Genomic DNA, 23,415 nt, shown 5'->3' with positions numbered 1-23,415 from the left:
GTCATCCCGGGCGGGCGGCCGCCACCGGCCGATTCCCGGCGGGGCATCGAGCGCCGGCTACGCCCCGGCCAGCTTCGGCGCCGGCGCCGGCCCCTGCCCCGCCATGGCGGAGATCAGGTGGGCGGACCGCAGGACAGCGTCGCGCAGCAGGGCGGCGCTGTCCTGCGCCCGCGCCGGCGTCAGCACGAACCCGGCGCTCGTGTGCTCCCCCCAGCCGGTCATCACGTGCGGCTCGCCGAAGCCGCGGATCGGGCACGGCAGCGGCGGCGCCACCGGCAGGTGCGCGTCGCTGGCCAGCAAGCTGACGTCGGCGCGCCCCGCCTGCTCCGGCACCGCCCGCGCGGCCCGGGACGGCGGCGCCTGGTGCGCCACGACGAGTGCCCGCGAGACCCCCAGTCCCGCGGCCACCCGGCGCTGGGCCAGCCGGTAGGCGACCAGGGCGCCGAGCCCCGCGCCGAACAGCACGTGCGGGCTCTCGAGCGCCCCGGCCAGTTCCCCGGCCAGGGCCTCGACCAGCAGCCACATGTCCCGGTAGGGGTGCTCGTCCCGGCGCTCGCCCCGGCCCGGCAGCTCCACGACCTGCACCGCGATCCGCGGATCGCGCCAGGCCCGGTAGCGGCCGGCGGCTTCCCCGGCGTCCGGGAAGCAGACGAACAACAGACGCTGCACGTCGTCTCGGTCCACCCGTGGCCTCCCTCGTTTCCTGCCCGCAGTTAGGGTTGACCACGGCACTTCCGTTTCGCTTCGGTCCGTCTTCCGGGGGGCATCTCGTGCGCTACCGCCTGCTCGGACCGGTCACGGTCCTCGGCGACACGGGCTCGGTCCGCCCCGGCGGCCAGAAACAGACGTCCGTGCTGGCCGCGCTGCTGCTGAACCCCAACCGGGTGGTCACCGAGGACCGCCTCATCGACCTGACCTGGGGCGAAAACGCGCCGCCGAGCGTCCGCGGCCGGCTCCAGGTGCACATCTCGGAACTGCGGAAGCTGCTCGGCCGCGACGTCATCGTGCGGCGCGCGCCCGGTTACCTCATCGAAGTCGCACCCGGCGACCGCGATCTCGACGTCTTCGACGAAGAGGTCGCCAAGGCCAGGGCGACCTCCGGCGCGGACGCCGTCACGCACCTGCGGGCGGCGCTGGCGCTGTGGGAGGGCACCCCGCTCGGCGGGGTCAGCGAGGCACTGGCGGAGTACGAAGGCCCGGCGCTGGCCGAACGCCGGCTCGTCGCGCTGGAGGAGCTGTACGAGCAGGAACTCGCCGCCGGACGGCACGGCGAGGTGGTCGGGGAACTGCGGCGGCTCGTCGACGAACACCCGTTCCGCGAGCGCCTGCGGGCCGCGCTGATGCTCGCGCTGCACCGCTGCGGCCGTACCCCGGAGGCCCTGGAAACGTACGCGCGGGCGCACGAACTGCTGGTCGACGAACTGGGCATCGAGCCCGGCCAGGCCCTGCAGGACCTGCGGATGCGGATCCTGCGCGGCGAGGGCGAACCCGTCCCGCCCGCCGTCCCGGTCACCCCGCGGCCCGCCGAGCTGCCGCTGGACGTCCGCGGGTTCGCCGGCCGGGCCGCGGAGCTGGCCGCGCTCGACGAACCCGGGGACGTCTGGGTGATCACCGGCACCGCCGGCGTCGGCAAGACGGCGCTGGCCGTGCACTGGGCCCACACCGCCCGGACGCGCTACCCCGACGGCCAGCTGTACGTGAACCTGCGCGGTTTCGACGCCGACGACGAGCCGCTCACCCCCGCGGCCGCACTCGCGCAACTACTCCGGACCCTCGGCGTCGACCTGCGGGACGTGCCGCCGGGCCTCGACGACCAGAGCAAGCTCTACCGGTCGCTGCTGGCCGACCGGCAGGCCCTGGTGGTGCTGGACAACGCCCGCGACACCACCCAGGTGCTGCCGCTGCTGCCGTCGTCGGGGCGGGTGCTGGTGACCAGCCGCCACCGGCTCGACGAGCTGGTGGCCCGCGTCGGCGCGCGGTCGCTGGGCCTGGCGCAGCTGCGCGAGGCCGACTCCCGTGCGCTGCTGACCACCCTGCTCGGCGACCGGACCGCCGCCGAGCCGGAAGCGGCCGCCGAGCTGGCCCGGCTGTGCGGCCACCACCCGCTGGCCCTGCGGATCGCCGCGGCGAACACCGGCGTCGCCAGCATCGGCGAGCTGGTCGACGAGCTGCGTGGTGATCCCCTGGCCCACCTCGGCTTCGACGGGGCGGGCGAGAGCGCCGTCGCCAAGGCGTTTTCGGTGTCCTACCAGGCGCTGCCGCCGGGGCTGCGGCAGGCGTTCCGGCTGCTCGCGCTGGTGCCGGGGGCCGACTTCACGGCGATCGCCGCGGCGGCCCTGCTGGAGGTGCCGGTCGAGGAGGCGACCCGGCGGCTGCGCGGGCTGATCGCGGCGAACCTCCTGGAGGCGCACGCACCCCGCCGCTACCGGTTCCACGACCTCGCCCGCCGCTACGCCGAGCAGTGCGTCCGCGCCGAGGAGGACGAGCCCGCGCGCGACCGGGCGTGGGAGCGGCTGTTCACCGGCTACTGCGCGGCCGCGGACGCCGCCGTCGCCCTGCTCGGCGCCCGGATCGTGGCCCTCCCCCGCGAGGACGCGCCCTCGGCGCCGAGCCCGGTGGTCTTCGCCGGCGCCGCGGAAGCCGTAGCCTGGCTGGACGTCGAAGTGCCGAACCTCTCGGCGGCGCTGCGACAGGCGGCGACGCGCGGGCCGTACCCGGGCGCCTGGTACCTCGCCGACGCGTTGCGGCGGTTCTTCCACGACCACGGCCGCCGGGCGGAGTGGCTCGAGCTGGCCCCGATCGTGCTGCGCGCGGCGCAGGACCACGGCGCTCAGCCCGCCGAAGCGCTGGTCCAGCTGTCCATCGGCGGGGCGTACTTCCGCGAGGGCCAGCACGAAGCGGGCATCCGGCACTCGGAGAAGGCGGTGCTGGCCAGCCGCGCGTGCGGCTGGCGGCAGTGCGAGGCCACGGCGGTGGCGAACCTCGGCGCGATGCTGGAGTGGACGGGGCGGCTGTCGGAGGCCGTCGAGCACAGCCGGCGCGCGATCCAGCTGTTCCGCGAGCTGGCCAACCGGTCGGGCGAAGCACTGGCGCTGAACTCGCTGAGCTGCCACTACCGGCAGCTGGGCCGCCTGGAGCAGGCGGAGGACTGCTTGGTCGAGGCGATCGCGCTGGCGCGCAAGGAGGACCTGGCGTTCTGGGAGGCGGCCAACCTCGCCGACCTCGGCTGGGTGCTCATGGCCACCGGGCGGCTGGCGGAGTCCGGAGAGACCCTCGACCAGGCGTTGCAGGCGTTCCGCGACCTGGGGTCCAGCTTCGGCGAGGCCACCGCCCTGAACGTGCTGAGCGCCCTCCAGATGGCCCGCGGCGACCACTCCGCGGCCGTGACGACGGCGGAGGCGGCCTTGGCGTGCGTCCGCCGTGACGGCGACCGCCAGGTGGAGGCGGCGGCCCTGATCGCGCTGGGCCGGGCGGAGGAGAGCCGGGGTGATCTCCGCGCGGCGGAGCGGGTCCTGCGCGAGGCTCGTTCGCTGACGGCGGAGTCGGGCCTCCGGGGCCAGCTGGCCGAGGCGGCGGCCACGCTGGCCAGGGTCCTGGCGGCCGACGGGCGCGCGGGCGAGGCGGGCGAACACGCCCGGACGGCACTGGACGCGGCCCGGGCGGGCGGGTTCCGGGTGGTGGAGGCGGAGGCATTGCTGGGACTGGCGGCGGTCCAGGCCGCGGCGGGCCGATCGACGCTGGCGGCCGGGACGGCTCGTGAGTCCCGAGCGCTTTACCGCGCGGTGGGGCACGTGACGGGAGAGGCACTGGCGGCGGAGTTCCTCGACCGGCTCGGGGACCGGGCCACCGGCTGAGCCGCGCCGGGTGTTACCCCGGCGGGCGTCGCGCGACATACTGAGGGCATGCCCCGTCCGAAACACGTCGCCGCGAGCGATCTGCGCCTTCCGGACGCGCTGCAGCCGGGGCGGCCCAAGGGCGATCAGCTGCGCGAAATCCTGGAAAGCGTCGCCACGGAGGCCGGGCCGGGGCGGCTGATGCCGTCCGAACGGTTTCTCGCCGAGCACTTCCAGGTCGCCCGCGGCACCGTGCGGCAGGAAGTCAACCGCCTCGTCGCGGACGGCGTCCTGTACCGCCAGCACGGCACCGCGACCTTCACCGCCGAACGGCAGGCCGCGCACATCGACATGCTCACCTCGTTCACCGAGGACATGCAGGCCCGCGGCGTCGTGCCGAAGACGAAGGTGCTGCACGCCGAAGTCGAAAGCGCGGGCCCGCGCATCGCGGGACGGCTGAACGTGCCGCCGGGCGCGCGGGTGTTCCGGCTGGAGCGCCTCCGCTACGTCGAAGACGAGCCGTTCGCGGTCGAGCGCACCAACCTGTCCGTCGACCGCTTCCCGGACATCGAGCTGTTCGACTGGGAGACCCAGTCCCTGCACCGCACGATCGAGGAACGCTGGGGCGTGCGCCCGGAGTGGAACGACACGGCGATCTCCGCGGTCCTGCCGAACAGCCACGACGCCGCCCTGCTCGGCATCGAGGCCACCCAGCCGTGCCTGATCATCGAAGGCACGCTGCACGACCAGAGCGGCGGCGTCATCGAGGCGGGCCGGTCGCTGTACCGGGCCGATCGCTACACGGTCTTCACCCAGGCCCGGCGCAGCCCGTCCTCCTGAGAAAGGCAACCCCCGGGTTCCCCGCTCAGGACAACGGTTCTCCTCCGGCGCAGCAGCCGGCCTGGTGCGCCCGCAGCACCTTCAGGCAGTGCTCCACCAGCTCGTCCGCGGCCTCCGGGCCGAACAGCGTCACGTACGACTCGTAGATGCCGTCGCGGTGGCCGTCCGCGTCCGGCAGGTACCCCAGGTACCCGTCCGTGTAGCCGATCACCCGGGTGTGGCGGAACGGGCTGCCGCGGCGGATGCGCAGGCCCAGGGACGCGAACAGCTCGAACGGGGTGTGCAGCCAGGCGATCTCCCCCAGCGACACCACGCTGACCGGCACCTCCGCGCAGCCCGTCGGCCGGCCGCCCGCCGCCATCGTCGCCAGCATCGCGCAGCCCTCGTAGCGGGTCTGGGCGATGCGGACCGCCGGGTGGTCCTCGCCGTGGTGGGCCAGCTCGCGCTGCCACCGCTCCTCCGCCACCTGCCGCAGCTCCAAGCTGGCCTCGAGGGTCGGGATGTCGCGGTAGGGCAGGTGCAGCGTCGACCGCGTCAGCCGCACCGGGCCGGCCGTCGCGGGCGGGGGCGACACCGCCGCCAGCGTGCGCGCGATCGACGTCGCCAGGTGGCCGCCGAGCGTGCGGACCTCGTCGTGGCCGCGGCCGCGGCGGACGAACCGGGAGCTGGCGTCGCCCGCCGCGCCCTGCAGGAACGCCGCGACCGGCTGCCCGGCCAGCGTGGCCAGCTCGCGGCGGGTCGCGCCCGGCCAGTCCGCCGACCAGGCGAGGTTGTCGGGGCCGAGCACGGTGGGGTGGCTGGCGTAGTCGAACAGCAGCGCGGCCGGGGTGCCGTCGTCGCGGCGCAGCTCGAGCACGCCGAACGACGTGTCGTGCGGCCCGTCGGGCCGGTAGCGGTTGCCGCCGACGGCTTCGGTTGAACCCGCGTGCCAGCAGGCGCGGACCCGGCCGCGGCCGGCGCGCAGCCGCAGCGCCGCACCGGTGACCTTCTCCGCCATGCCGCCGACCAGCCCGGCGTCGCGCCGCCCCGGCAGGCCGGGGTGCAGCGGGCCGGTCCAGCCCTCGGGCCCGGAATGCGTGTGCGACGCGCAGACGAGCACCCGGTCCGGGTCGATGCCCACCGCCGCGGCGACCGCGTCGGCCAGGGTGCGGGTCAGCCCGGCGTCGACCGCGAGGGCGTCCAGCGCCACCCACACCACGCCGGGGTCGTCCTCGGTGGACAGCCAGATCAGTGACGCCTCGAGGTCGTCGTGCGTGCCGGTCGCGACCCCGTGCCGGGCCAGGTAGCCGCCGAGCGGGTGGCCGGGCCCCGGCGTGATCCGGACGTCTTGCGCGGCGAGCAGGAGCGCGGCGGTCACCAGGTCGATTCCAGGACGTCGACGACGCCGTCGCGGCCGGCGGCGCGGGCCACCCCGGCGAGCGCGGTGACGTCGTCGGTCGTGTGCAGCAGGACTTCCAGCAGCATCGGCAGGTTGAGCCCCGAGACCAGCTGCAGGCGCGGGTGCCCGGCCGCGAGCGTGCGGACGGCGTTGAACGGCGAGCCGCCGTGCAGGTCGGCGAGCACCAGCACACCCTCGGCGTCACCGGCCAGCGCGAGCACGCGGGCGCCGAACTCCTCCGGGCTGTCGCGCGGGCTCAGCTCGCAGACCTTCAGCCGCGTCTGCGGGCCGAGGATCATCTCGGCGGCCTCCCCGACTCCGGAGGGCAGCCGGCCGTGGCCGGCGAGGATGATCGGGACGGTCATGGCGGACTCCTAACCTTTCGCCGGGGCCGATGGCGCGAACCAGCCGAGCCACCCCAGGACGACCCCCGCGACGACGACGATGCCGATGACCCAGACCGGCCGCAGCCGCGCCTTGACCGTCAGCAGGTACACCCCGGCGGTCACGAGCACCGGGAGCAGGAACGGGAGCAGCTCGTCGAGCCGGTCCTGGATCGCCACCGACTGCGTCACCGGCTGCCCCTGGACCGTGGTGGTCTGCCGGTAGGTCAGCGTGGTGACGACCTTGACGATCGACGGGATGAACCCGCCGAGGACGACGAACCCGAGCACGGTCGCCCCCTGGGCGACGCGCGCGAGCGCACCGGCGGCGAGGTGCCCGGCCAGCCGCTTGCCCTCGCGGTAGGCGAACCCGAACTGCCAGCGCCGCACCAGCGCGTACGGCACGAGCACCATGACGGCGGCGAAGGCGGGGCCGAGCCAGTTGCCCTGCAGCGCCCACGACGCGCCCATGGTGAAGACGATGCTGTTGTACAGCGCGAAGACGACGGTGTCGCCGATGCCGGCCATCGGCCCCATCAGCGCGACCTTCGTGCTCGCCGCCGACTTCGGCGTCCCCGCCTCCTCCAGCGCGACGCTGGAGCCGAGGATCAACGGGCCGCCGACGAGCACCGAGGTGTTGAAGAACTGCAGGTGCCGCTGCAGGCCGGCGACGTAGTCGGCCTTCTCCGGGTACAGCCGGCGCAGCACCGGCTCCATCGAGTACGCGAAGCCGAGCGCCTGCATCCGTTCGTAGTTCCAGGAGATCTGGCTCGACCAGAAGTACCGGCGGAACACCCGCCGCAGGTCCTGTTTCGTCAGCCTTGGATCCACTGTGGACTCCGCGGGGGCCGCTTCCTCGGCCGGTTCGGGGACGGCGAGCGCCGGCTCGTCGCGTTTCAGCGTCACGAACAGCATCGCGACCGCGACGCCGATCAGCGCGATCCCCAGCACCGGCAGGTGCAGGTAGGCGAACCCGACGAACCCGATGAGCAGCAGGTACCAGTACCGCGACAGCTCCATCATGCCGAGCAGCAGCGCGAAGCCGACCGCCGGCAGCAGCGACCCGGCCAGCGTCATGCCCTGCACGAAACCGGCGGGGATGCTCGCCGTGATGTCCTTGACCAGCCCGCCGGACGCGGCGAGCGCGGCCAGGAACGTCGGGACGGCACGCACGGCCACCCACGGGATCAGGCTGACCCAGTGGATCATCGCCAGGCCGCGGGCGTTGCCGTCGGCGGCGTAGCCGTCGGCCCGGTGCACCAGGCCGGTGGTGACCATCTTGCCGACCGGGTCCAGCGCCGAGAGCAGGATCGCGGCCGGCAGCCCGACACCGATGCCGATCGCGGCCTGCGCGGCCGGAGCGCCGGCGGCACCCGCGGCGAGCGCGGTGCCGACGATCGCGCCGGTCTGGTAGTCCGGGATGGTGGCGCCGCCGTAGGTGTAGACACCCAGCGCCGCGAGCTCCAGCGTCGCGCCGATCAGCAGGCCGAGCAGCGGGTGGCCGGTGATCAGCCCGGCCACCGAGCCGGCGATGAGCGGGCGCTGGGCGTAGATGAGGAACGGGCCGAGCCCGTCGTAGGTGCAGTAGATCGCCCACAGGGTCAGGGCCAACGCGACGAGCATGCTGGAGCTAAAGCCCTTTCCGGTCGAGCAGCGAGACGAAGTCGGCGGGCTTGTCCTGCGGCAGCAGTTGCGTGACCAGCGGGACGCCCGCGGCGGCGAGCTTGCGGTAGGCGTCGGCCTCGTCCGCGGTGACCGCGATCGAGCGGGTGACCATGGTGTAGGGATCACCCGGCCGGGGGGCGACGTTGCCGACGTTGACGACCTCGGGCCGCAGCCCGCCCTCGACGAGGCGGAAGACGTCCCCGGGGTGCTTGACGATGATCATGACGTCCGCGCCGGCTTCGGTGGCCAGCGTGGCCTCGACCGACAGCACCTCCGTGGGCAGTCCCCGCGCGGCCTGCGGGAGCAGCATCCGCTGGAGGTCGTCGGCGGCGACGTCGTCGTTGCAGACGACCAGCCGGCGCACGCCGAGGCGGCGGGTCCACGCGACGGTGACCTGACCGTGGATCAGCCGGTTGTCGATCCGGAGATGTGCCCCCGTCATGTTTCTCCTCCCGGACGGCAGGAGACATACTGGTTCGTACCAGTATCTGTGTCAACACTGCCGGTGACCGGCCTTCGCGCGGCCGACGGAAGGACCCCTCAGACCTTCCGTCGGCCCACGAGCGCGAAGTCCCCCTGGTTTTTCTCCCGGACCCTCCCATAAAGGTATATACCAGTATGGACGGTTGTGATCGGCTGTCAAGACCTTGCACTTCGGAGAATCCGAAAAATTCTCGACCGGTCAGCCGACAGAAATTGCCGGAAACATTCCGGGAGAATCCGCGCAACCCGGCCCGGTCACCGTCGTTAACCGCATCGTCCGTCCAGGGGAGGAAAGCATGCCGGCCGTCAGATCGAACATCGTCCCGCTCCGGCACGCGCGGCCGGGAGTGGTGGCGTACGTGAAGAGCCCGGCCGAATGGTTCGTCGCGAACAGCGGCTGGATCCAGGGCACCGAGTGCGTCGCGCTGATCGACACCTGCGGCACCGAGCAGGCGACCCTGGAACTGCTGCGCGACGTCCGCAAGTACGCCGGCGACCAGGAGCTCACGGTCGTCATCACGCACGCGCACGGCGAACACCACAACGGACTCGGCGTCGCCCTGCGTGACGGCGGCACCGCGCTGGCCGCTCCCGGCAGCCTGGAACTGGTCAAGGCCGGGCCGCAGACCTACGGCAACGTCTTCACCTACACGCAGTGGGGCGTGCTCGAGCCGCCGGAGCCGGCAGCCGTCCGGCCGGTGACCGGCTGGCACGAGCTGGACCTGGGCGGCGCGACCGTCGACGTCGTGGCCGTGCCGGGCGTCGCGCACACGCCGGGCGACCTGGTGGTGCACGAGCCGCGTTCGGGCACGCTGTTCACCGGCGACCTGGTGGGCATCGGCGACACCCCGATGGCGGTGCACGGCTCGATCCCCGGCTGGCTCGACGCGCTCGACTGGCTGCAGGACACGTTCCGCCCGCGCACCCTGGTGCCCGGCCACGGCCCGGTGGCGAACCCCGGCCACACGGCCGTCCACGGCATGCGCGTCTACCTGGAGTGGCTGCTGGAGGCGACCGCGCGCCAGGCCGACTTCGGGAAGCTGGCGAAGCAGGCGTCCATGCGGTGGCCGTCGTGGCGCAACCCGGAGCGGCACATCGGGAACCTGATGCGCGCCTACGCCGACCAGCACGGCCGCAAGCTCGACGTCGACCTGGCGATCGACGCCGTGCTGGCCGCGGCGGGCGGCCGCATCGACCTGGACCTGCTGCTGGGCAGCGAGCCGGTCCGGCAGATCTCCTAGGAGCCCGAGCCGCCCAGGCTCTCCAGCAGCGTCCGCAGCGTCGCGGCCAGCTCTTCGCGCTCGCCGGTGTCCAACGCGGCCAGGATCCGGTGCTCGGTCTCGACGTGCTCGGGCAGCGCGCGGTCGATCAGCTCGCCGCCGGCTTCGGTCAGCCGCACGCGCACCCCGCGGCCGTCCGCCTCGTTGGGCGTGCGCTCCACCAGGCCCCGCGCCTCCATCTTGTCCAAGCGCTGGGTGATCGCCCCGGACGTCACCATCGCCGACCGCATCAGCTCCGTCGGGGTCAGCCGGTAGGGCGGCCCGCTGCGGCGCAGCGTCGCGAGGACGTCGAAGGTCGCGCGGTCCAGGCCGTGGCGGGCGAACGTGCGGCGCAGCTCCGCGTCGACCAGTGCGCTCAGCCGGGACAGCCGGCCGATCACCGCCATCGGGGAAACGTCGAGGTCGGGGCGCTCGGCGTGCCATTGCGCCAGTACCCGGTCCACGTGGTCGGCCATGGGCACAGCGTAACCGATGCCTTAGCTTTAAGTGAAAGAGTAGCGAGTTACCTTAGTGCTGAGGTAACCTGCCTTAGTGCTAAACAAACAGGTCCTCGTCACCGCACTGGCCCCGGCCATCTGGGGCACCACCTACCTCGTCACCACCGAGTTCCTGCCGCCCGACCGGCCGCTGCTCGCCGCCGTCATCCGGGCGCTGCCCGCCGGGCTACTGCTGGTCGCGCTCACCCGCCGCCTGCCGAAGGGCGACTGGTGGTGGCGCTCGCTGGTGCTCGGGACGCTGAACATCGGCGCGTTCCTCGCCCTGCTGTTCATCGCCGCCTACCGGCTGCCCGGCGGGGTCGCCGCCACCCTCGGCGCCCTGCAACCGCTCCTGGTCGCCGGCCTGTCGACCGGCCTGCTCGGCGAACGCCTGACCCGGCGCACCGTGCTCGCGGGTGTCGCCGGGGTCGCGGGCGTCAGCCTGCTGGTCCTGCAGGCCGGCGCGCGCCTCGACGCGATCGGCGTCGCCGCCGCGGCCGGCGGGGCGGTCGTGATGGCCACCGGTGTGGTGCTGAGCAAGCGCTGGACGTCCCCCGCGCCCCTGCTGGCGACCACCGGCTGGCAGCTCGTCGCGGCCGGCCTGGTGCTCGTCCCGGTCGCGCTGGCCGTCGAAGGCGCTCCGCCCGCGTCGCTGTCCGGCGCGAACCTGGCCGGCTACGCCTACCTCGCGCTGATCGGGGCCGCGTTCGCGTACGCCCTGTGGTTCCGGGGGATCCGTGCGCTGTCCGCGACCCACGTGACGTTCCTCGGGCTGCTGAGCCCGGTCGTCGCCACCCTGCTCGGCTGGCTCGTGCTCGGCCAGCGGCTGACGGCGTGGCAGCTGCTGGGCGCCGCGATCGTGCTGGCCGCCGTCGTGGCCGCGCAGCGCCGGCCGCTGGTCCGGACGGGGGCTGATAACCATCAGCCTTTGACAACCGCACACCGGGCCACCGACGCTGAAATGGTCTGAACAACTTGCGATCATCAGCCTCGACGAGGAGGCGCCCGTGCGCACGAAGACGTCCGTCCGGCAACGGCTTGTGGCGCTGGCCGCGGCACTCGCGGTGGCCACCGCGACCGCCCCCGCCGCCGAGGCGGTGCCGGCGACGATCCCCTTGAAGATCACCAACAACTCCGGGCGCGGCGACCCGGTCTACCTCTACGACCTCGGCACCAACCTGGCCACCGGCCAGCAGGGCTGGGCCGACGCGAACGGCGGGTTCCACGCCTGGCCCGGTGGCTCGGTGCCGCCGGTCCCGGCGCCCGACGCGGCCATCCCCGGCCCCGCGAACGGCCAGTCGATCACCATCCGGATCCCGAAGTTCTCCGGCCGGATCTACTTCTCCTACGGGCAGAAGCTGGTCTTCAAGCTCGCCACCGGCGGCTTGGTGCAGCCGGCGATCCAGAACCCGTCCGACCCGAACGTCGACATCCTCTTCAACTGGTCGGAGTACACGCTCAACGACGGCGGCCTCTGGATCAACAGCACCCAGGTGGACATGTTCTCCGCGCCGTACGCGGTCGGCGTGCAGCCCGTGGGCGGCACCACGAGGAGCACCGGGCACCTGAAACCGGGCGGCTACAACGGTTTCTACACCGCGCTGCGCGGCCAGCCGGGCGGCTGGGCCAACCTGGTCCGGACCCGCTCCGACGGCACGGTCCTGCGCGCGCTGGCCCCGAGCCACGGCATCGAAGCGGGCGCGCTGCCCGCGACCGTGCTGCAGGACTACATCAACCGCGTCTGGACGAAGTACAGCTCGTCGACGCTGACCGTGACACCGGTGGCGGACCAGCCGAACGTGAAGTACTACGGCCGCGTTTCCGGCAGCACCATGAACTTCACGAACACGTCCGGGGGGTTCGTGACGGCGTTCCAGAAACCGGACTCCGACAGCGTCTTCGGCTGCTACAAGAACCTCGACGCGCCGAACGACGTCCGCGGCCGGATCTCGCGCACGCTCTGCGCGGGCTTCAACCGCTCGACGCTGCTGACCAACGCGAACCAGCCGGACACGAGCCCGGCGGGCTTCTACCAGGACGCGGTCACCAACCACTACGCGCGCAAGATCCACGCGCAGATGGCCGACGGCAAGGCGTACGCCTTCGCGTTCGACGACGTCGGCCACTACGAATCCCTGGTCAACGACGGCAACCCGGCGACGGCCTACCTGACGCTGGATCCGTTCGACTAGAGCCTGGCGAACAGCGGTGCCACCGGCGTGTCCCCGAGCAAATCGCACGGGGGTGCGCCGGTGCTCGCCGGCACCGGCTGCGCCCGGCCCTTCACCTCCACCACCGGCTGCCCGCAGGCGACCAGTTCCAGCACGAGCACCGGCACAACGAGCAACACCCGCAGCAACATCCGGGGCTTCGCCCCAGGCCGGGGGCTCCGCCACCCGGAACCCCCGAAAAGCCGCATGCGCACGACCGGCTCACCCCGATCCGTCTCCACCGCTCCCACCACGCACACGAGGGCCGCCACGAAGCCGGTTCAGGTATTTCCGGTGCTCTCACCGGATCGGATGAGCGGGAGGAAGACGCGAAGGAGTCCCCCGATGGCGTACGGGTCCGAAGGGCTGCTGTTGGCTAGGCTGAGCGGGTCAAGCGGAGGTGAAGTGGACACCACGACCCTGCTCGAAGCGGCCGCGCGCGGCGACCAGGCAGCGTGGGACGCCCTGGTCGACCGGTTCGCCAGCCTGCTCTGGTCGATCGCCCGCGCCCACCGGCTCTCCGACGCCGACGCGGCCGACGTCGTCCAGACGACCTGGCTGAAGCTCGTCGAAAACCTCGGCCGGATCAAGGAACCGGAGCGGCTGCCCGGCTGGCTGGCCACCACCACCCGGCACGAGTGCCTGCGCCAGCTCCGCCGCACCGACCGGGAGCGCCCGGCCGACGACCAGGTCTGGCAGAGCGAACCGGCGTCCGGCCCGGCCGTCGACGCGGCCCTGCTGCTGGGCGAGCGCGACGCCGCGCTCTGGCGCGCGCTCGACAAGCTGTCCGACCAGTGCCGTCGGCTGCTGCGCGTGCTCATGGCGACGCCACCGCCGTCGTACGCGGAGGTCGCGGACGCCCTCGACATGCCGGTCGGCAGCATCGGCCCGACCCGGCAGCGCTGCCTGGGCCGGCTGCGCGAACGGGCCGGCCAGGCCGGGCTCGGAACGGAGGACCGGACATGACCACCGACGACGAGCTCATGGACCTCCTGCGCGCGGCCGCGGCCGCGGCGGAGGCGGACCCGGTGCCGGACCTCGTGCTGCGCCAAGCCCGCGCGGCACTGACCACCCGGGACCTGGACGCCGAGCTGGCGGACCTGGCCTTCGACTCGGACCTGGCGGAAGCCGGCACGGTCCGCGCGGCGGGCGACGACGTCCGGCTGCTGTCGTTCGAGTCGCCGCGCGTGTCGGTGGAGCTGCAGGTGGAATACGCGGGCGGCCGGGTTTCGCTGCGCGGCCTGATCACCGGCGCGACGGGCGACGCGGTGATCGAGGTGGCGGGCGAGCGGCGCACGAGCCCGATCGGCGCGGAGGGCTGGTTCACGGCGACGGGGCTCCAACGCGGAGCGACCCGGGTGACGGTGACCGCCGCGGACGGCACGGCGGTCACCACCGGCTGGGCGAGCCTCTAACCCACACCCGGTTCGATCAGCCGACCCTGCACGAACGGGACACGCTGAGCACCGTTCACGTCCCAAAGCTGCACCACGGGCGAATCTTCGCGGCCGGCCTCCGGCAGGCGGACCACCAGATCGGCGGCCGCCCGCGCCGAGACGTCCCCGGCCATCCTCGCCGCGATCCTCCCCGTGACGATCGCCGCCGAGAACGAGGTTCCACTCCAGGCGGCAAAACCGTTGTACTGCGGCAATGCGCCGGCAGGCTGCGTCGGGTACCCGGGCCGGAAGTACGGGCCGAGCACGTCGACACCGTCGGCGTAGGCCGAAACCCAGGGACCGTAGTTGCTGAAGTCGGCCACCCGCGGCCTGGCCGGATCCTTCGTCGGGTCGGCCGCGCCCACCGCGATCACCCGGGCGTGGGAGTCTCGGGGCCTGCCGGGGGTGTCCTCGAGCATGATCGCGGCCGGGTAGACCCGGCGCCGGCTGGACCGGTTCCCGGCGGACGCGACCACGACCGCGTCCGCGGGCAACCTGCGCAGGGCCGCCTCGATGGCCTTCGGCGGTTCGTCCTCCCAGGTCGCGCCGGAGAAGGACAGGTTGATCAGGGTGATGCCCTCTTCGCGCAGTTCGTCGATGGCATTGGCGACCGCCAGGTCTTCGGCCGCACCGTCCGACTTGTCGACCACGCCCTTCATGCGGACGCGGACCTTGGGCGGCACCTGCTTCAGCACCACCCCGGCGACGAAGGTTCCGTGCGCGGCCGTGCCGATCGGATTCCCGTCTTCGTCGCGTTCCGGGCGGACGGTGTCCTCCTGGTCGTACACCACCCGGTGGCCGAGGTACGAGTGCGGCTCGCCCTGGTACAGCAGGATGCCGGTGTCGATCACCCCGACTGTCGGGGGCGCATCGGAGTCGGGCAACGGAGCCAGTTCGTTGGTGGTCGGCTTCGGGCGCAGGCCGGGTTCCGCCCAGATGATGCGGTCCAGCCCGAAGAGGTGGTTCGGGCTCGCGGCGTGGCCGCGCAGGGCGGCGAGCACCTCCGGGACCGGGCGGGTGCCGGTGAAGCGGCACAGCGGGCCGGCGCCCCCGTCCGGGTGATAGCCGAACCCTGCCAGTTCGGCGTGGATCGCGGCAGAATCGTCGGCATGGACCAGCAGCTCGCCGGCTCGATGGCGATATCGGGTCATGTGTCCCCCTCCGGGACCGGTCATGAGTGAACGGGTCGGTAACCCGATCCGCGAACCCCTCCCATCGATACACACCGGCCGGAGCGGGCACAAGCGGCGATGACCGGGGCACTGGCCAAGGCCGTCGCGGCGGCGGACCTGGCGTTCACCGCGCCGGTCCGTGCGCGGGCACTGGCCGGGGCCGCGCTCGCGGAAGCGGACGGCCACGCCGAGACCGCCGCGGTCGCCGAGCACGCCCTCGGCCTCGCCGGGGTGGCCACCGGCCGCCTCACCGACGCCGAGACCCGGCTGCGAGCAGCCGTCCGGCTGGCCGACGGCGCCGGCCTCCGCGAGCGGGCCGCCCAGACGCGCGGGGTGCTCGGGTACGTGCTGACGCTGACCGGGCGCACGGCCGAAGCCCTGCGCGAGCTGGACCGCGCGATGCCGGAGCTGACCGGGACGGCGGCGGCGCGGCTGCGCATGCAGCGGGCCGTCGTGCTCACCGAAATCAGCCGGTTCGGTGCCGCCGCCGCGGAGTTCGCGGCCGCGCTCGAGACGCTGCGGGCGGCGGGCGGGGACGCCCTGATCGAGGCCACCGTCCGCACGAACCGCAGCATCGTGCTGGCCCGGCTCGGCGACTGGCGGGGTGCCGAGGAGGACCTGCGCCGGGCCGAGCACGGGTTCACCGCGACCGGCCACCTCGGCCGGACGGCGATGGTGTGGCAGAACCGCGGGCTCGCCGCCACCGTCCGCGGCGACGTCCCGGCCGCGCTCGCCGCGTACGACGAAGCCGCGTCGCGCTACGAAGAAGCCGGAACCGACCAGGGCCTGCTGCCGATCGAACGCGCCGAAACGCTGCTCTCCGTCCGCCTGATCGCCGAAGCGCGCGAAGCCGCCACGGCTGCCGTCGCCGACTACCGACGCCGGCGCAACGCCGTCGACCTCGTCCAGGCGCGGCTGCTGCTGGCGAAGGTCGCGCTGCTGGACGACGACCCGGAAACGGCGTTGCGTGAAGCCACGCTGGCGCGGCGGTCCGCGGCCCGCCAGCACCGGCCGGGCTGGGCCGCGCTCGGCGGTTACCTGGCGCTGCGGGCCCGGCGCGACAGCGGGCACCGGACGACGGCGATGCTCCGGTCCGGACAGCGCACGGTGGCGGCGCTGGCCGACGCGGGCTGGGTGGTCCCGGCCCTGGACGCGCGGCTGATCGTCGCGTCGCTGGCGCTGGCGCTGGGCCGTCCGGCCGTCGCGGAGGCCGAGCTGACGGTCGTCGGCCGGGCCGGGCGCGACGGCCCGGCCGAGCTGCGGGCCCGTGCCTGGCACGCGACGGCGTTGCTGCGGCTGGTCCACGGCGACCGCCGGGGCGCGGACGCGGCGGTGCGCGCCGGCGTCCGGGTGATCGGCCGGTTCCGGGCCGGACTGGGGGCGAGCGAGCTGCGCGCCCACGCGTCCGGCCACGCGAGCGAGCTGACCGGGCTGGGGTTGCGGCTCGCCGTCGAAGCGGGCCACCCGGAGGCCGTGCTGCGGTGGGCGGAACAGCGGCACGCCGGTGCGTTGCGGCTGCGGCCCGCACGGCCGCCGGACGACGAGGGCTTGGCCGCGGACCTCGCCGCGCTGCGCCAGACCGCCGTCGACCTCGCCGCGGGCACCGGCCAGGCGCCGGCCCTGCTGCGCCGGCAAGCCCGGCTCGAGAAGGCGGTGCGCGACCGCGCCCGGCACGCCTCCGGCACTCTTGCTTCGACCACTCTTGCTTCGACCACAGTTGCTTCGGACACTCGCATCCCGTCGCGCGCGGAGCTCGCCGCGGCGCTGGGCCCGGCCACGCTGGTGGAGTACGTTGAGCTGGACGGGCGGCTGACGGCGCTCGTCCTCGGCGGCGGCCGGCTGCGGCGGTGCGAGCTGGGCTCGGCGGCCGAGGCCGCGGAGCGCCTGGACGAGCTGCGGTTCGCGCTGCGGCGCCGCGCGTTCGGCCTCGGTTCGTTCGCCGGGCTCGCCGAGCGGACGGCCCGCCGCCTCGACGACCTTCTGCTGGCCCCGCTCCCGCTGGACGACGGCCCGCTGGTGATCGTGCCGACCGGGCGGCTGCACGAGCTGCCGTGGCCGGCGCTGCCGGGCAGCCGTGGCCGTCCGGTGTCGCTGGCGCCGTCGGCGGCGCTGTGGCACCGCGCGACGACCGCCCCGCGCGGCGAGGGCGGGGACCACGTCCTCGTGGCCGGTCCCGGGCTGCCGCACGCCGCCGCGGAGGCCGCCGCGCTGGCCCGCCGCTACCCGGGCGCCCGGCGGTTCACCGGCCGCACCGCGCGGGTCGAGCCGGTGCTCGCCGCGCTCGACGGCGCCGCGCTCGGCCACCTCGCGGCGCACGGGGTGTTCCGCACGGACAACCCGCTGTTTTCGTCGCTCCGGCTCGCCGACGGTCCGCTGACGGTGTACGACCTGGAACGGCTGGCCCGCCCGCCGCGCCAGGTCGTGCTGTCGGGCTGCGACTCGGGCCGCTCGGCGATCCACGCGGGCGACGAGCTGCTGGGCCTGGCCTCGGCCCTGCTGGCGCTGGGCACGACGAGCCTGGTGGCCACGGTCCTCCCGATCCCCGACGACGCCGGCCGCGCCCTGATGCTCCGCCACCACCGCCACCTCGCGGCGGGCCACACCCCGGCGGCCGCCCTGGCCCAGGCCCAGTCGGAGCTCCCGGACTCCCCCGCCGCCGCCAGTTACGTCTGCTACGGCGCCGGCTGACCCGGATCCCGCGTGATCCCGCCCGTACCCCACGTGATTGAAGCCGGAACTCGCGTGATTGAGGCCGGAACTCGCGAGTTACGGCCTCGATCACGCGAGTTACGGGCCCGATCACGCGAGTTACGGGCTCCATCACGCGAGATCCGGCTTCCGTCACGCCCGCCCAGCGCGGACCGGGTCATCATGGAGCGGTGCGGATCACGGCTTGGTGGAGTGGGCTCAGCCCGCGGCGGCGGCTGATGCTGAGCGGTGTCGCCGTCGCCGTGGTGGCCGTGGTCGTCGCCACCGTGGTCGCCACCTCGGGGGCGAAAGCCGCGCCCGACGCCGGGACGCCGGACCAGAACAAGCCCGGCCCGGTGCTGCTCGTCCCCGGCTACGGCGGCGGGCGAGGTGCGCTGGAGACCCTCGCCGAGCGGATCCGGCAGGCCACCGGCCGGTCCGCCGAGGTGCTCACCCTGGCCGGCGACGGCACCGGCGACCTCGTCGAACAGGCCGGCGTCCTCGCCGAAGCCGTCGAAAAGGCTTACGAACAAGGCGCGCCTTCGGTCGACGTCGTCGGGTACTCCGCCGGCGGGGTCGTCGCGCGGCTGTGGGTCGACCGCGAGGGCGGCGACCACCAGGCCCGCCGGGTCGTGACGCTCGGCGCGCCGATGCACGGCACCGGCCTGGCCACGGCGGGTGGCGCGCTGGTCCCGGGCGGGTGTCCTGCCGCGTGCGTCCAGCTGGCCCCGGGCAGCAGCCTCCTGCAGGAGCTGGCCAAGCAGCCGCTCCCGCCGGGCCTGCCGTGGCTGTCGCTCTGGACCGACCTCGACGAGACGGTGACCCCGCCGGACTCCGCCCGGCTCGACGGCGCCGTCAACGTTTCGCTGCAGCAGGTCTGCCCCGGCAACCCGGCCGGCCACGGCGACCTGCCCACCGACCCCGCCGTCACCGAGATCGTCCTGCAGGCCCTCGGCACCACCCCGCTCGAAGCGCCCACCGACTGCCTCAGCTCGTGACGTCCTTCGTCGCGAAGTTCGCCCACGCGGCCCCGAAGAACACCACGATGTAGCCGGCCTGCAGCAGCAGCCCGTGGTCGATGTTGCGCCACAGCACCGGATCGCGGAAGAAGTCGATCCAGGACAGCCAGTAGTGCGTCGGCAGGTAGGGCCGCACGGACGCGGCGGCGTCCAGGGTCTCCAGCACCGTGCTCGTGATGAGCACGGCCAGCCCGCCCAGCGCGGCCCCCAGCGCCGAGTCCGACACCGTCGAGAGGAAGACGGTGATCGCCGCGAACCCGAGCATCGACACGACGATGTAGGTCACCGCGCCCAGCAGCCGCAGGCCCAGCGCGGACGAGCTGAGCGACTGCCCCGACAACGACGTCACGCCGGTCGGCTGCCCGCCCGGCCCCGCGACGCCCGGGTTGCCGCCGGTGCCGAACAGGATCACCCCGAGCACCAGCGAGGTCAGCACGACGATGACGATCGCCGCGGTGACGTACACGGCCAGCGCGACCATCTTGGCGCCCAGCAACCTCGTCCGGCCGACCGGGCGCACCAGCAGGTAGCGCAGGGTGCCGGTGGCCGCCTCGCCCGCGATCGCGTCGCCCGCGGTGACGGCGACCGCGATCGGCAGGAACAGCGGCAGCACCAGCGCGAGCGCGGCGGCCGGGTACAGCGCGCCGTCGTTCACCACCGCCGAGAGGAACGCCCCGCCCTGCCCCGGCGGCGGCGCGAAGTCGGCCGTGGCCAGGAAGACGCCGACGATCGCGGGCAGCAGGCACAGCAGCACCACGCTGAACCACACCCGCGGCCGCAGCGCGAGCTTCCGCAGTTCGACGCCGATCACCCCGCCGCCCCGAACCGGTCCGAGCCCGGACCCGTCACGTCGAGGACGACCTGTTCCAGCGTCCGCTGTTCGGCGTGGATCGACGTCACGCGCACTCCCGCCTCGACGAGCAGCGCGTTCAGCGCCGCCGGATCGCCGTGCCGGATGACCAGCCGGTCGCCGTCACGGGCTTCGAGCTGGCCGTCCAGGACCGCGGCCGCCGCGGCGGCGTCCGGCGTGCCGACCAGGATCCGGCCGGTGGCCGCCCGCAGCGTGGCCAGGTCCTCTTCCAGCACGAGCCGGCCGCGGTCGACGACGCCGACGCGCGTGCACAGCTGCTCGACCTCGGCCAGCAGGTGGCTGGACAGGAACACCGTGGTGCCGCCCGCGTTCAGCTCGACCAGCAGCTCGCGGATCTCCTTGATGCCCTGCGGGTCGAGCCCGTTGGTCGGCTCGTCGAGGATCAGCAGCCGGGGCCGCCGCAGCAGCGCGCCGGCGAGCCCGAGCCGTTGCCGCATGCCGAGCGAGTACGCCTTCACCGGCCGCTGGTCGACCCCGGCCAGCCCGACCTGTTCGAGGGCTTCGTCGATGCGACGGCGTCGCGTGCGCCGCCCTCCTCCGCGGCCGGCGGCGTCGAGCAGCGCCAGGTTCCGGCGCCCGGACAGGTGCGGGTACGCGGCCGGGCCCTCGACGAGCGCACCGACGTCCGGCAGTACCTCGGCGACCCGCTTCGGCACCGGTTTCCCGAGCACCTCGATCTCCCCGGCGGTCGCGTAGACCAGGCCCAGCAGCATCCGGACCGTGGTGGTCTTGCCCGAGCCGTTCGGGCCGAGGAAGCCGTAGCGGTCGCCTTCGCGGACTTCGAGGTCGACCGCGTCGACGGCCACCGTGCGGCCGTAGCGCTTGGTCAGCGCGCGCGTGACGATCACGGGCCGCTCCGGCGCAGCCGGGACAGCTCGTCGGCCACGGACTTCAGCACCTCCGGTGTCACCGTCCCGGCCAGCAGGTAGGAGCGCCGGGACACCGACGACCGCACGATGCCCAGGGACAGCGGCGTGATCGACAGCTGCACGACGCTCCCCGCGGCCAGCTTGACCTGCACCGCACCGGCCTTCCCGGCGGCGTCGCCCGCCGCGTTGGCCACCGTGCGCGGCACGGCGATCACGGCGAAGGCGGCCAGCCCCCGGCCGTAGAGCGCGGCGCCCTGCAAGCCCCCGAAGTTCGACGACACCGCGGGGCGCCCGGCCAGCGAGGACGGCAGCGGCACCTGGCCGAACGCGCCGAGCGTGTCGGCGACGTCCGGCGCGCTCGTCACGCCGAACCCGGACCCGAGCGCCGGCCGCGGTGCCTCGACGACCGGCGTCGTCTGTTCGAGCTGCTGGAACTCGGTCACCAGGATCGGGGCCTCCTGCCCGCGCGCGGTCACCTCGACGCGCACCGCCACCCCGGTCGCCGGGTCCGCCCAGACGTCGACCCGCCCGACGGTCGTGTCCGGATCGGCGGGGACGAGCCGCAGGCCGGACGCGGCGACCCCGGCGACGTTCCGCCCCGGCAGCGCGCTCACCGGGTCGCCCTTCGCCGCGCCCAGGATCCGCCGCGCGAGCTCGGGCGGCAGCAGGTCACCGGCCCGCGGCAGCCGCAGGCCGGGCTCGCCGATCAGCTCGGTCAACGTGTTGTCGCCGTAGTCCCAGGTGTATTCGCCGTCGGGCAGCCGGTAGACGTCGTGCTCGCCGGCGGTGCCGAGGATGTCGACGCGGTACCGGTCGGGCCCGGCGTACCAGGCGCGCATCGGCGTCCGCATCGAGAAGAGCGCGGTCACGGCGGCGAGGTTCGGCAGCTCCGGCAGCGCGAGCGAACCGGCGCTTTCGGCGTAACCCTGGTACGGCCGTCCGGCGGAATCCAGCACGAGCGCCCGCAGCCGGTCCGGATCGGCCGCAGCGCCGGCCGGGGCAAGCGCGGCGACGACCGACGGCGCGGAAACGAGCACAGCGGCCACGGCGGCGACGACCGCCCACCGGCGCCGCTTCTCGTGCCGCACCACCGAGGGCGTCATCCGGCATCACCTCTTCATCCTTTGTACGCCATCGCCCCAGGCCCTAGGCTCGAAGAGTGACTCCCGTTCATGCTGCTGTCCTGAGCTAGTTCCCGCTCCGGTCCTTCGCACACCCCGCACCTCTCGCGGGTGCTTCGTCGTGCCCGCAGCAAGAACGGAAACCCCCTTACCGTGGCTCGTCTCGTCCTGCCCGGCGAACCCGATCGCCGGCTCTTCTCACCACCCACGCGGCATGCGGCCGCCGCCGACGACCGGCTGTCCGCCGACGCCGCCCTCCGCTCGATGTCCACCGGCACCGCCCTGCTCTGGCGCGGCAGCTACCCCGCCGCGCGGCACCTGCTCGACGCCGTGAACCGGCGGATCCCGCCGCCCCCGCCCGACGACTACCCCCGCTACCGCGCGGACCGGGCCCGCCGGGCGCGGCTGCTCTCCCTGCTGTACGTCCCGCTGGACCCCGGGCACGTCGTCCCGCTGCGCCGGGCGCCGGACGTGCGCGCGGCGTGCACCGCGGTCTACGGCCCCCTGGACACCGCCGCGGCGGTGCCGCTGCGGGAGCTGCTCGGCGTCCTCGGCGCGGCGGAATGGCGCCGCCGCGGTGTCGCCGTCCCGGCGCTCGGGGCGCGGATCCACCCCCACTACGGCGTGTTCGCGCCGGTGCGGCAGGAGTACGTCGACCTGGTCGCGGAGGCGCCGTTGCCGGGCACGGACCTGGCGTTCGACATCGGCACCGGCACCGGCGTGCTCACCGCCGTCCTCGCCCACCGCGGGGTGGCGCGGGTGGTGGCGACGGACACCGACCCCCGGGCCATCGCGTGCGCCACCGACAACCTGGCCCGGCTCGGCTTCGCCGGCCGCACCGAAGTGGTGCCGGCCGACCTGTTCCCCCGCGGCCGGGCACCACTGGTGGTGGCCAACCCACCGTGGCTGCCGGGCCGCCCGCGCGGACCGCTCGACCACGCGGTGTACGACCCGGGCAGCCGAATGCTGCGCGGCTTCCTCGACCGGGCCCGCCGCCACCTGACCCCGCACGGCGAGGCATGGCTGGTGCTCTCGGACCTCGCCGAGCACCTGGGTTTGCGCACGCGCGCCGAGCTCCTCGGCTGGATCGCGGCGGCGGGGCTGCGGGTCGTGGACCGCACCGAAGCGACACCGCGTCATCCGCGCGCGCTCGACTCCACCGACCCGCTGCACCGGGCTCGCGCCGCCGAAGTCACATCGCTTTGGCGGCTCAGTCCATAGTGGACTTGGGGGCTTCCGGGCCTCCGGGAGGTCGTGGCCGGAGACAGCCTCGCTGCCCGCACACGCGGCGAACTCCTCGACACAGCCCGGCGGCGGGGGTAACGCGACCGGGCCCGGACGGGGCGGGTGGCGGCGAGCAAGCCGGGTCCGGGTCAGTGGCGCCGGCGCTAGCCGGGCCCGGGTGGGCACGGCGGGCCGGGCGCGGCGGGCCGGGCGCGGCGGGCCGGGCGCGGCGGGCGGCTGGCTGAAGGTCACCGGAGACCGGCGGCCGGCAGCGCAAGCCGACCAACGACGTCACCAGACCTCCCCTGCCGCTCCGCCGCGGTCAACGAACGCCATAGAACAACAGCTGTCCTCGCCGGACCGGCAGGCTCTGGGATGGCCACCCCTCGCCGCTGCCCCCTCGCTTTCTCGAGGTGGGCCGCGCGGTGGTCATCCCGTCGCCTGATCGAGGCCTATCACTTTGAGCC

21 protein-coding genes are annotated in these 23,415 nt (G+C 74.2%); 10 read left to right on the top strand and 11 right to left on the bottom strand.

The window, feature by feature from the left end:
• Positions 1–57: 57 nt before the first annotated feature.
• A complete protein-coding gene (locus tag ACFVYA_RS05885; RefSeq protein ID WP_387042883.1) occupies positions 58–684 on the bottom strand; it encodes a thioesterase II family protein in 627 nt (208 codons plus the stop codon).
• An 86-nt stretch (positions 685–770) separates the two neighbouring features.
• On the opposite strand from ACFVYA_RS05885, the gene ACFVYA_RS05880 reads away from it, so the two are divergent.
• Both ACFVYA_RS05880 and ACFVYA_RS05875 read left to right on the top strand, forming a co-directional pair.
• Complete coding sequence (locus tag ACFVYA_RS05880; protein WP_387042881.1) at positions 771–3,854, top strand: BTAD domain-containing putative transcriptional regulator; 3,084 nt, start codon at positions 771–773, stop codon at positions 3,852–3,854.
• A 48-nt stretch (positions 3,855–3,902) separates the two neighbouring features.
• A complete protein-coding gene (locus ACFVYA_RS05875; RefSeq protein ID WP_285988719.1) occupies positions 3,903–4,673 on the top strand; it encodes a GntR family transcriptional regulator in 771 nt (256 codons plus the stop codon).
• Positions 4,674–4,698: 25 nt separating this feature from the next.
• On the opposite strand, the gene ACFVYA_RS05870 is transcribed toward ACFVYA_RS05875, so the two are convergent.
• The 4 genes from ACFVYA_RS05870 to ACFVYA_RS05855 are packed head-to-tail and all read right to left on the bottom strand — an operon-like array spanning position 4,699 to position 8,541.
• Positions 4,699–6,030 carry a hypothetical protein gene (locus tag ACFVYA_RS05870; RefSeq protein ID WP_387042879.1) on the bottom strand — a complete coding sequence of 444 codons (1,332 nt, stop codon included), beginning with the start codon at positions 6,028–6,030 and terminating at the stop codon, positions 4,699–4,701.
• A complete protein-coding gene (locus tag ACFVYA_RS05865; RefSeq protein ID WP_285988717.1) occupies positions 6,027–6,416 on the bottom strand; it encodes a PTS sugar transporter subunit IIA in 390 nt (129 codons plus the stop codon). Before ACFVYA_RS05865 ends, ACFVYA_RS05870 begins: the two co-directional genes overlap by 4 nt.
• 9 nt (positions 6,417–6,425) lie before the next feature.
• A complete protein-coding gene (locus ACFVYA_RS05860; protein WP_285988716.1) occupies positions 6,426–8,057 on the bottom strand; it encodes a PTS system mannose/fructose/sorbose family transporter subunit IID in 1,632 nt (543 codons plus the stop codon).
• A 7-nt stretch (positions 8,058–8,064) separates the two neighbouring features.
• Positions 8,065–8,541: a PTS sugar transporter subunit IIB gene (locus ACFVYA_RS05855; RefSeq protein ID WP_387042876.1), complete on the bottom strand. Its 477-nt coding sequence runs from the start codon at positions 8,539–8,541 to the stop codon at positions 8,065–8,067.
• A 337-nt stretch (positions 8,542–8,878) separates the two neighbouring features.
• Between ACFVYA_RS05855 and ACFVYA_RS05850 the strand changes: the two genes are divergently transcribed.
• Positions 8,879–9,823 carry an MBL fold metallo-hydrolase gene (locus ACFVYA_RS05850; protein WP_387042874.1) on the top strand — a complete coding sequence of 315 codons (945 nt, stop codon included), beginning with the start codon at positions 8,879–8,881 and terminating at the stop codon, positions 9,821–9,823.
• Here ACFVYA_RS05850 and ACFVYA_RS05845 read toward each other — a convergent pair.
• Positions 9,820–10,317, bottom strand: coding sequence for a MarR family winged helix-turn-helix transcriptional regulator (locus ACFVYA_RS05845; RefSeq protein ID WP_285988713.1), 498 nt, complete (start codon positions 10,315–10,317; stop codon positions 9,820–9,822). The two genes, ACFVYA_RS05850 and ACFVYA_RS05845, sit on opposite strands and share 4 nt — an antisense overlap.
• A 76-nt stretch (positions 10,318–10,393) precedes the next feature.
• Between ACFVYA_RS05845 and ACFVYA_RS05840 the strand changes: the two genes are divergently transcribed.
• Entirely contained in the window at positions 10,394–11,308 is a 915-nt protein-coding gene (locus ACFVYA_RS05840; RefSeq protein WP_387042872.1) for an EamA family transporter, read from the top strand.
• Positions 11,309–11,345: 37 nt separating this feature from the next.
• A complete protein-coding gene (locus tag ACFVYA_RS05835; protein WP_387042870.1) occupies positions 11,346–12,530 on the top strand; it encodes a glycoside hydrolase family 64 protein in 1,185 nt (394 codons plus the stop codon).
• Here ACFVYA_RS05835 and ACFVYA_RS05830 read toward each other — a convergent pair.
• Positions 12,527–12,688 carry a hypothetical protein gene (locus ACFVYA_RS05830; RefSeq protein WP_387042868.1) on the bottom strand — a complete coding sequence of 54 codons (162 nt, stop codon included), beginning with the start codon at positions 12,686–12,688 and terminating at the stop codon, positions 12,527–12,529. The genes ACFVYA_RS05835 and ACFVYA_RS05830 overlap by 4 nt on opposite strands.
• A 265-nt stretch (positions 12,689–12,953) precedes the next feature.
• Between ACFVYA_RS05830 and ACFVYA_RS05825 the strand changes: the two genes are divergently transcribed.
• On the top strand, positions 12,954–13,514 hold the full coding sequence (locus tag ACFVYA_RS05825; RefSeq protein WP_387042866.1) for an RNA polymerase sigma factor: 561 nt from the start codon (positions 12,954–12,956) through the stop codon (positions 13,512–13,514).
• Entirely contained in the window at positions 13,511–13,963 is a 453-nt protein-coding gene (locus tag ACFVYA_RS05820; RefSeq protein ID WP_387042865.1) for a hypothetical protein, read from the top strand. The genes ACFVYA_RS05825 and ACFVYA_RS05820 overlap by 4 nt, the downstream gene beginning before the upstream one ends.
• Here ACFVYA_RS05820 and ACFVYA_RS05815 read toward each other — a convergent pair.
• On the bottom strand, positions 13,960–15,135 hold the full coding sequence (locus ACFVYA_RS05815; RefSeq protein ID WP_387042864.1) for a S8 family serine peptidase: 1,176 nt from the start codon (positions 15,133–15,135) through the stop codon (positions 13,960–13,962). The two genes, ACFVYA_RS05820 and ACFVYA_RS05815, sit on opposite strands and share 4 nt — an antisense overlap.
• A 99-nt stretch (positions 15,136–15,234) precedes the next feature.
• Here ACFVYA_RS05815 and ACFVYA_RS05810 point away from each other — a divergent pair, with 99 nt between their 5' ends.
• Together ACFVYA_RS05810 and ACFVYA_RS05805 are read left to right on the top strand one after the other, a co-directional pair.
• A complete protein-coding gene (locus tag ACFVYA_RS05810; RefSeq protein WP_387042862.1) occupies positions 15,235–17,844 on the top strand; it encodes a CHAT domain-containing protein in 2,610 nt (869 codons plus the stop codon).
• Between the two features lie 191 nt (positions 17,845–18,035).
• Entirely contained in the window at positions 18,036–18,842 is an 807-nt protein-coding gene (locus ACFVYA_RS05805) for a lipase family alpha/beta hydrolase (RefSeq protein WP_387042861.1), read from the top strand.
• Here ACFVYA_RS05805 and ACFVYA_RS05800 read toward each other — a convergent pair.
• The 3 genes from ACFVYA_RS05800 to ACFVYA_RS05790 are packed head-to-tail and all read right to left on the bottom strand — an operon-like array spanning position 18,832 to position 21,706.
• Positions 18,832–19,674: an ABC transporter permease gene (locus tag ACFVYA_RS05800; protein WP_387042859.1), complete on the bottom strand. Its 843-nt coding sequence runs from the start codon at positions 19,672–19,674 to the stop codon at positions 18,832–18,834. The two genes, ACFVYA_RS05805 and ACFVYA_RS05800, sit on opposite strands and share 11 nt — an antisense overlap.
• Positions 19,671–20,582: an ABC transporter ATP-binding protein gene (locus tag ACFVYA_RS05795; protein WP_285988703.1), complete on the bottom strand. Its 912-nt coding sequence runs from the start codon at positions 20,580–20,582 to the stop codon at positions 19,671–19,673. The genes ACFVYA_RS05800 and ACFVYA_RS05795 overlap by 4 nt, the downstream gene beginning before the upstream one ends.
• Positions 20,579–21,706, bottom strand: coding sequence for a hypothetical protein (locus ACFVYA_RS05790; RefSeq protein ID WP_387042857.1), 1,128 nt, complete (start codon positions 21,704–21,706; stop codon positions 20,579–20,581). The genes ACFVYA_RS05795 and ACFVYA_RS05790 overlap by 4 nt, the downstream gene beginning before the upstream one ends.
• Positions 21,707–21,877: 171 nt before the next feature.
• Here ACFVYA_RS05790 and ACFVYA_RS05785 point away from each other — a divergent pair, with 171 nt between their 5' ends.
• On the top strand, positions 21,878–22,945 hold the full coding sequence (locus ACFVYA_RS05785; RefSeq protein WP_387042855.1) for a methyltransferase: 1,068 nt from the start codon (positions 21,878–21,880) through the stop codon (positions 22,943–22,945).
• The last annotated feature ends 470 nt before the right edge of the window (positions 22,946–23,415 follow it).

Origin of the sequence: Amycolatopsis sp. NPDC058278 (assembly GCF_042881395.1) — a bacterium.
In the GTDB taxonomy this organism is placed as follows: domain Bacteria; phylum Actinomycetota; class Actinomycetes; order Mycobacteriales; family Pseudonocardiaceae; genus Amycolatopsis.
This window is presented reverse-complemented; position numbering and strand designations above follow the sequence as displayed.

Excerpts from the sequence above, each read along its gene's own strand:
- ACFVYA_RS05820 (WP_387042865.1), top strand. The coding sequence starts at position 13,511 with ATGACCACCGACGACGAGCTCATGGACCTCCTGCGCGCGGCCGCGGCC.
- ACFVYA_RS05875 (WP_285988719.1), top strand. The coding sequence starts at position 3,903 with ATGCCCCGTCCGAAACACGTCGCCGCGAGCGATCTGCGCCTTCCGGAC.
- ACFVYA_RS05810 (WP_387042862.1), top strand. The coding sequence starts at position 15,235 with ATGACCGGGGCACTGGCCAAGGCCGTCGCGGCGGCGGACCTGGCGTTC.
- ACFVYA_RS05850 (WP_387042874.1), top strand. The coding sequence starts at position 8,879 with ATGCCGGCCGTCAGATCGAACATCGTCCCGCTCCGGCACGCGCGGCCG.
- ACFVYA_RS05790 (WP_387042857.1), bottom strand. The coding sequence starts at position 21,706 with ATGACGCCCTCGGTGGTGCGGCACGAGAAGCGGCGCCGGTGGGCGGTC.
- ACFVYA_RS05845 (WP_285988713.1), bottom strand. The coding sequence starts at position 10,317 with ATGGCCGACCACGTGGACCGGGTACTGGCGCAATGGCACGCCGAGCGC.
- ACFVYA_RS05865 (WP_285988717.1), bottom strand. The coding sequence starts at position 6,416 with ATGACCGTCCCGATCATCCTCGCCGGCCACGGCCGGCTGCCCTCCGGA.
- ACFVYA_RS05860 (WP_285988716.1), bottom strand. The coding sequence starts at position 8,057 with ATGCTCGTCGCGTTGGCCCTGACCCTGTGGGCGATCTACTGCACCTAC.
- ACFVYA_RS05855 (WP_387042876.1), bottom strand. The coding sequence starts at position 8,541 with ATGACGGGGGCACATCTCCGGATCGACAACCGGCTGATCCACGGTCAG.
- ACFVYA_RS05815 (WP_387042864.1), bottom strand. The coding sequence starts at position 15,135 with ATGACCCGATATCGCCATCGAGCCGGCGAGCTGCTGGTCCATGCCGAC.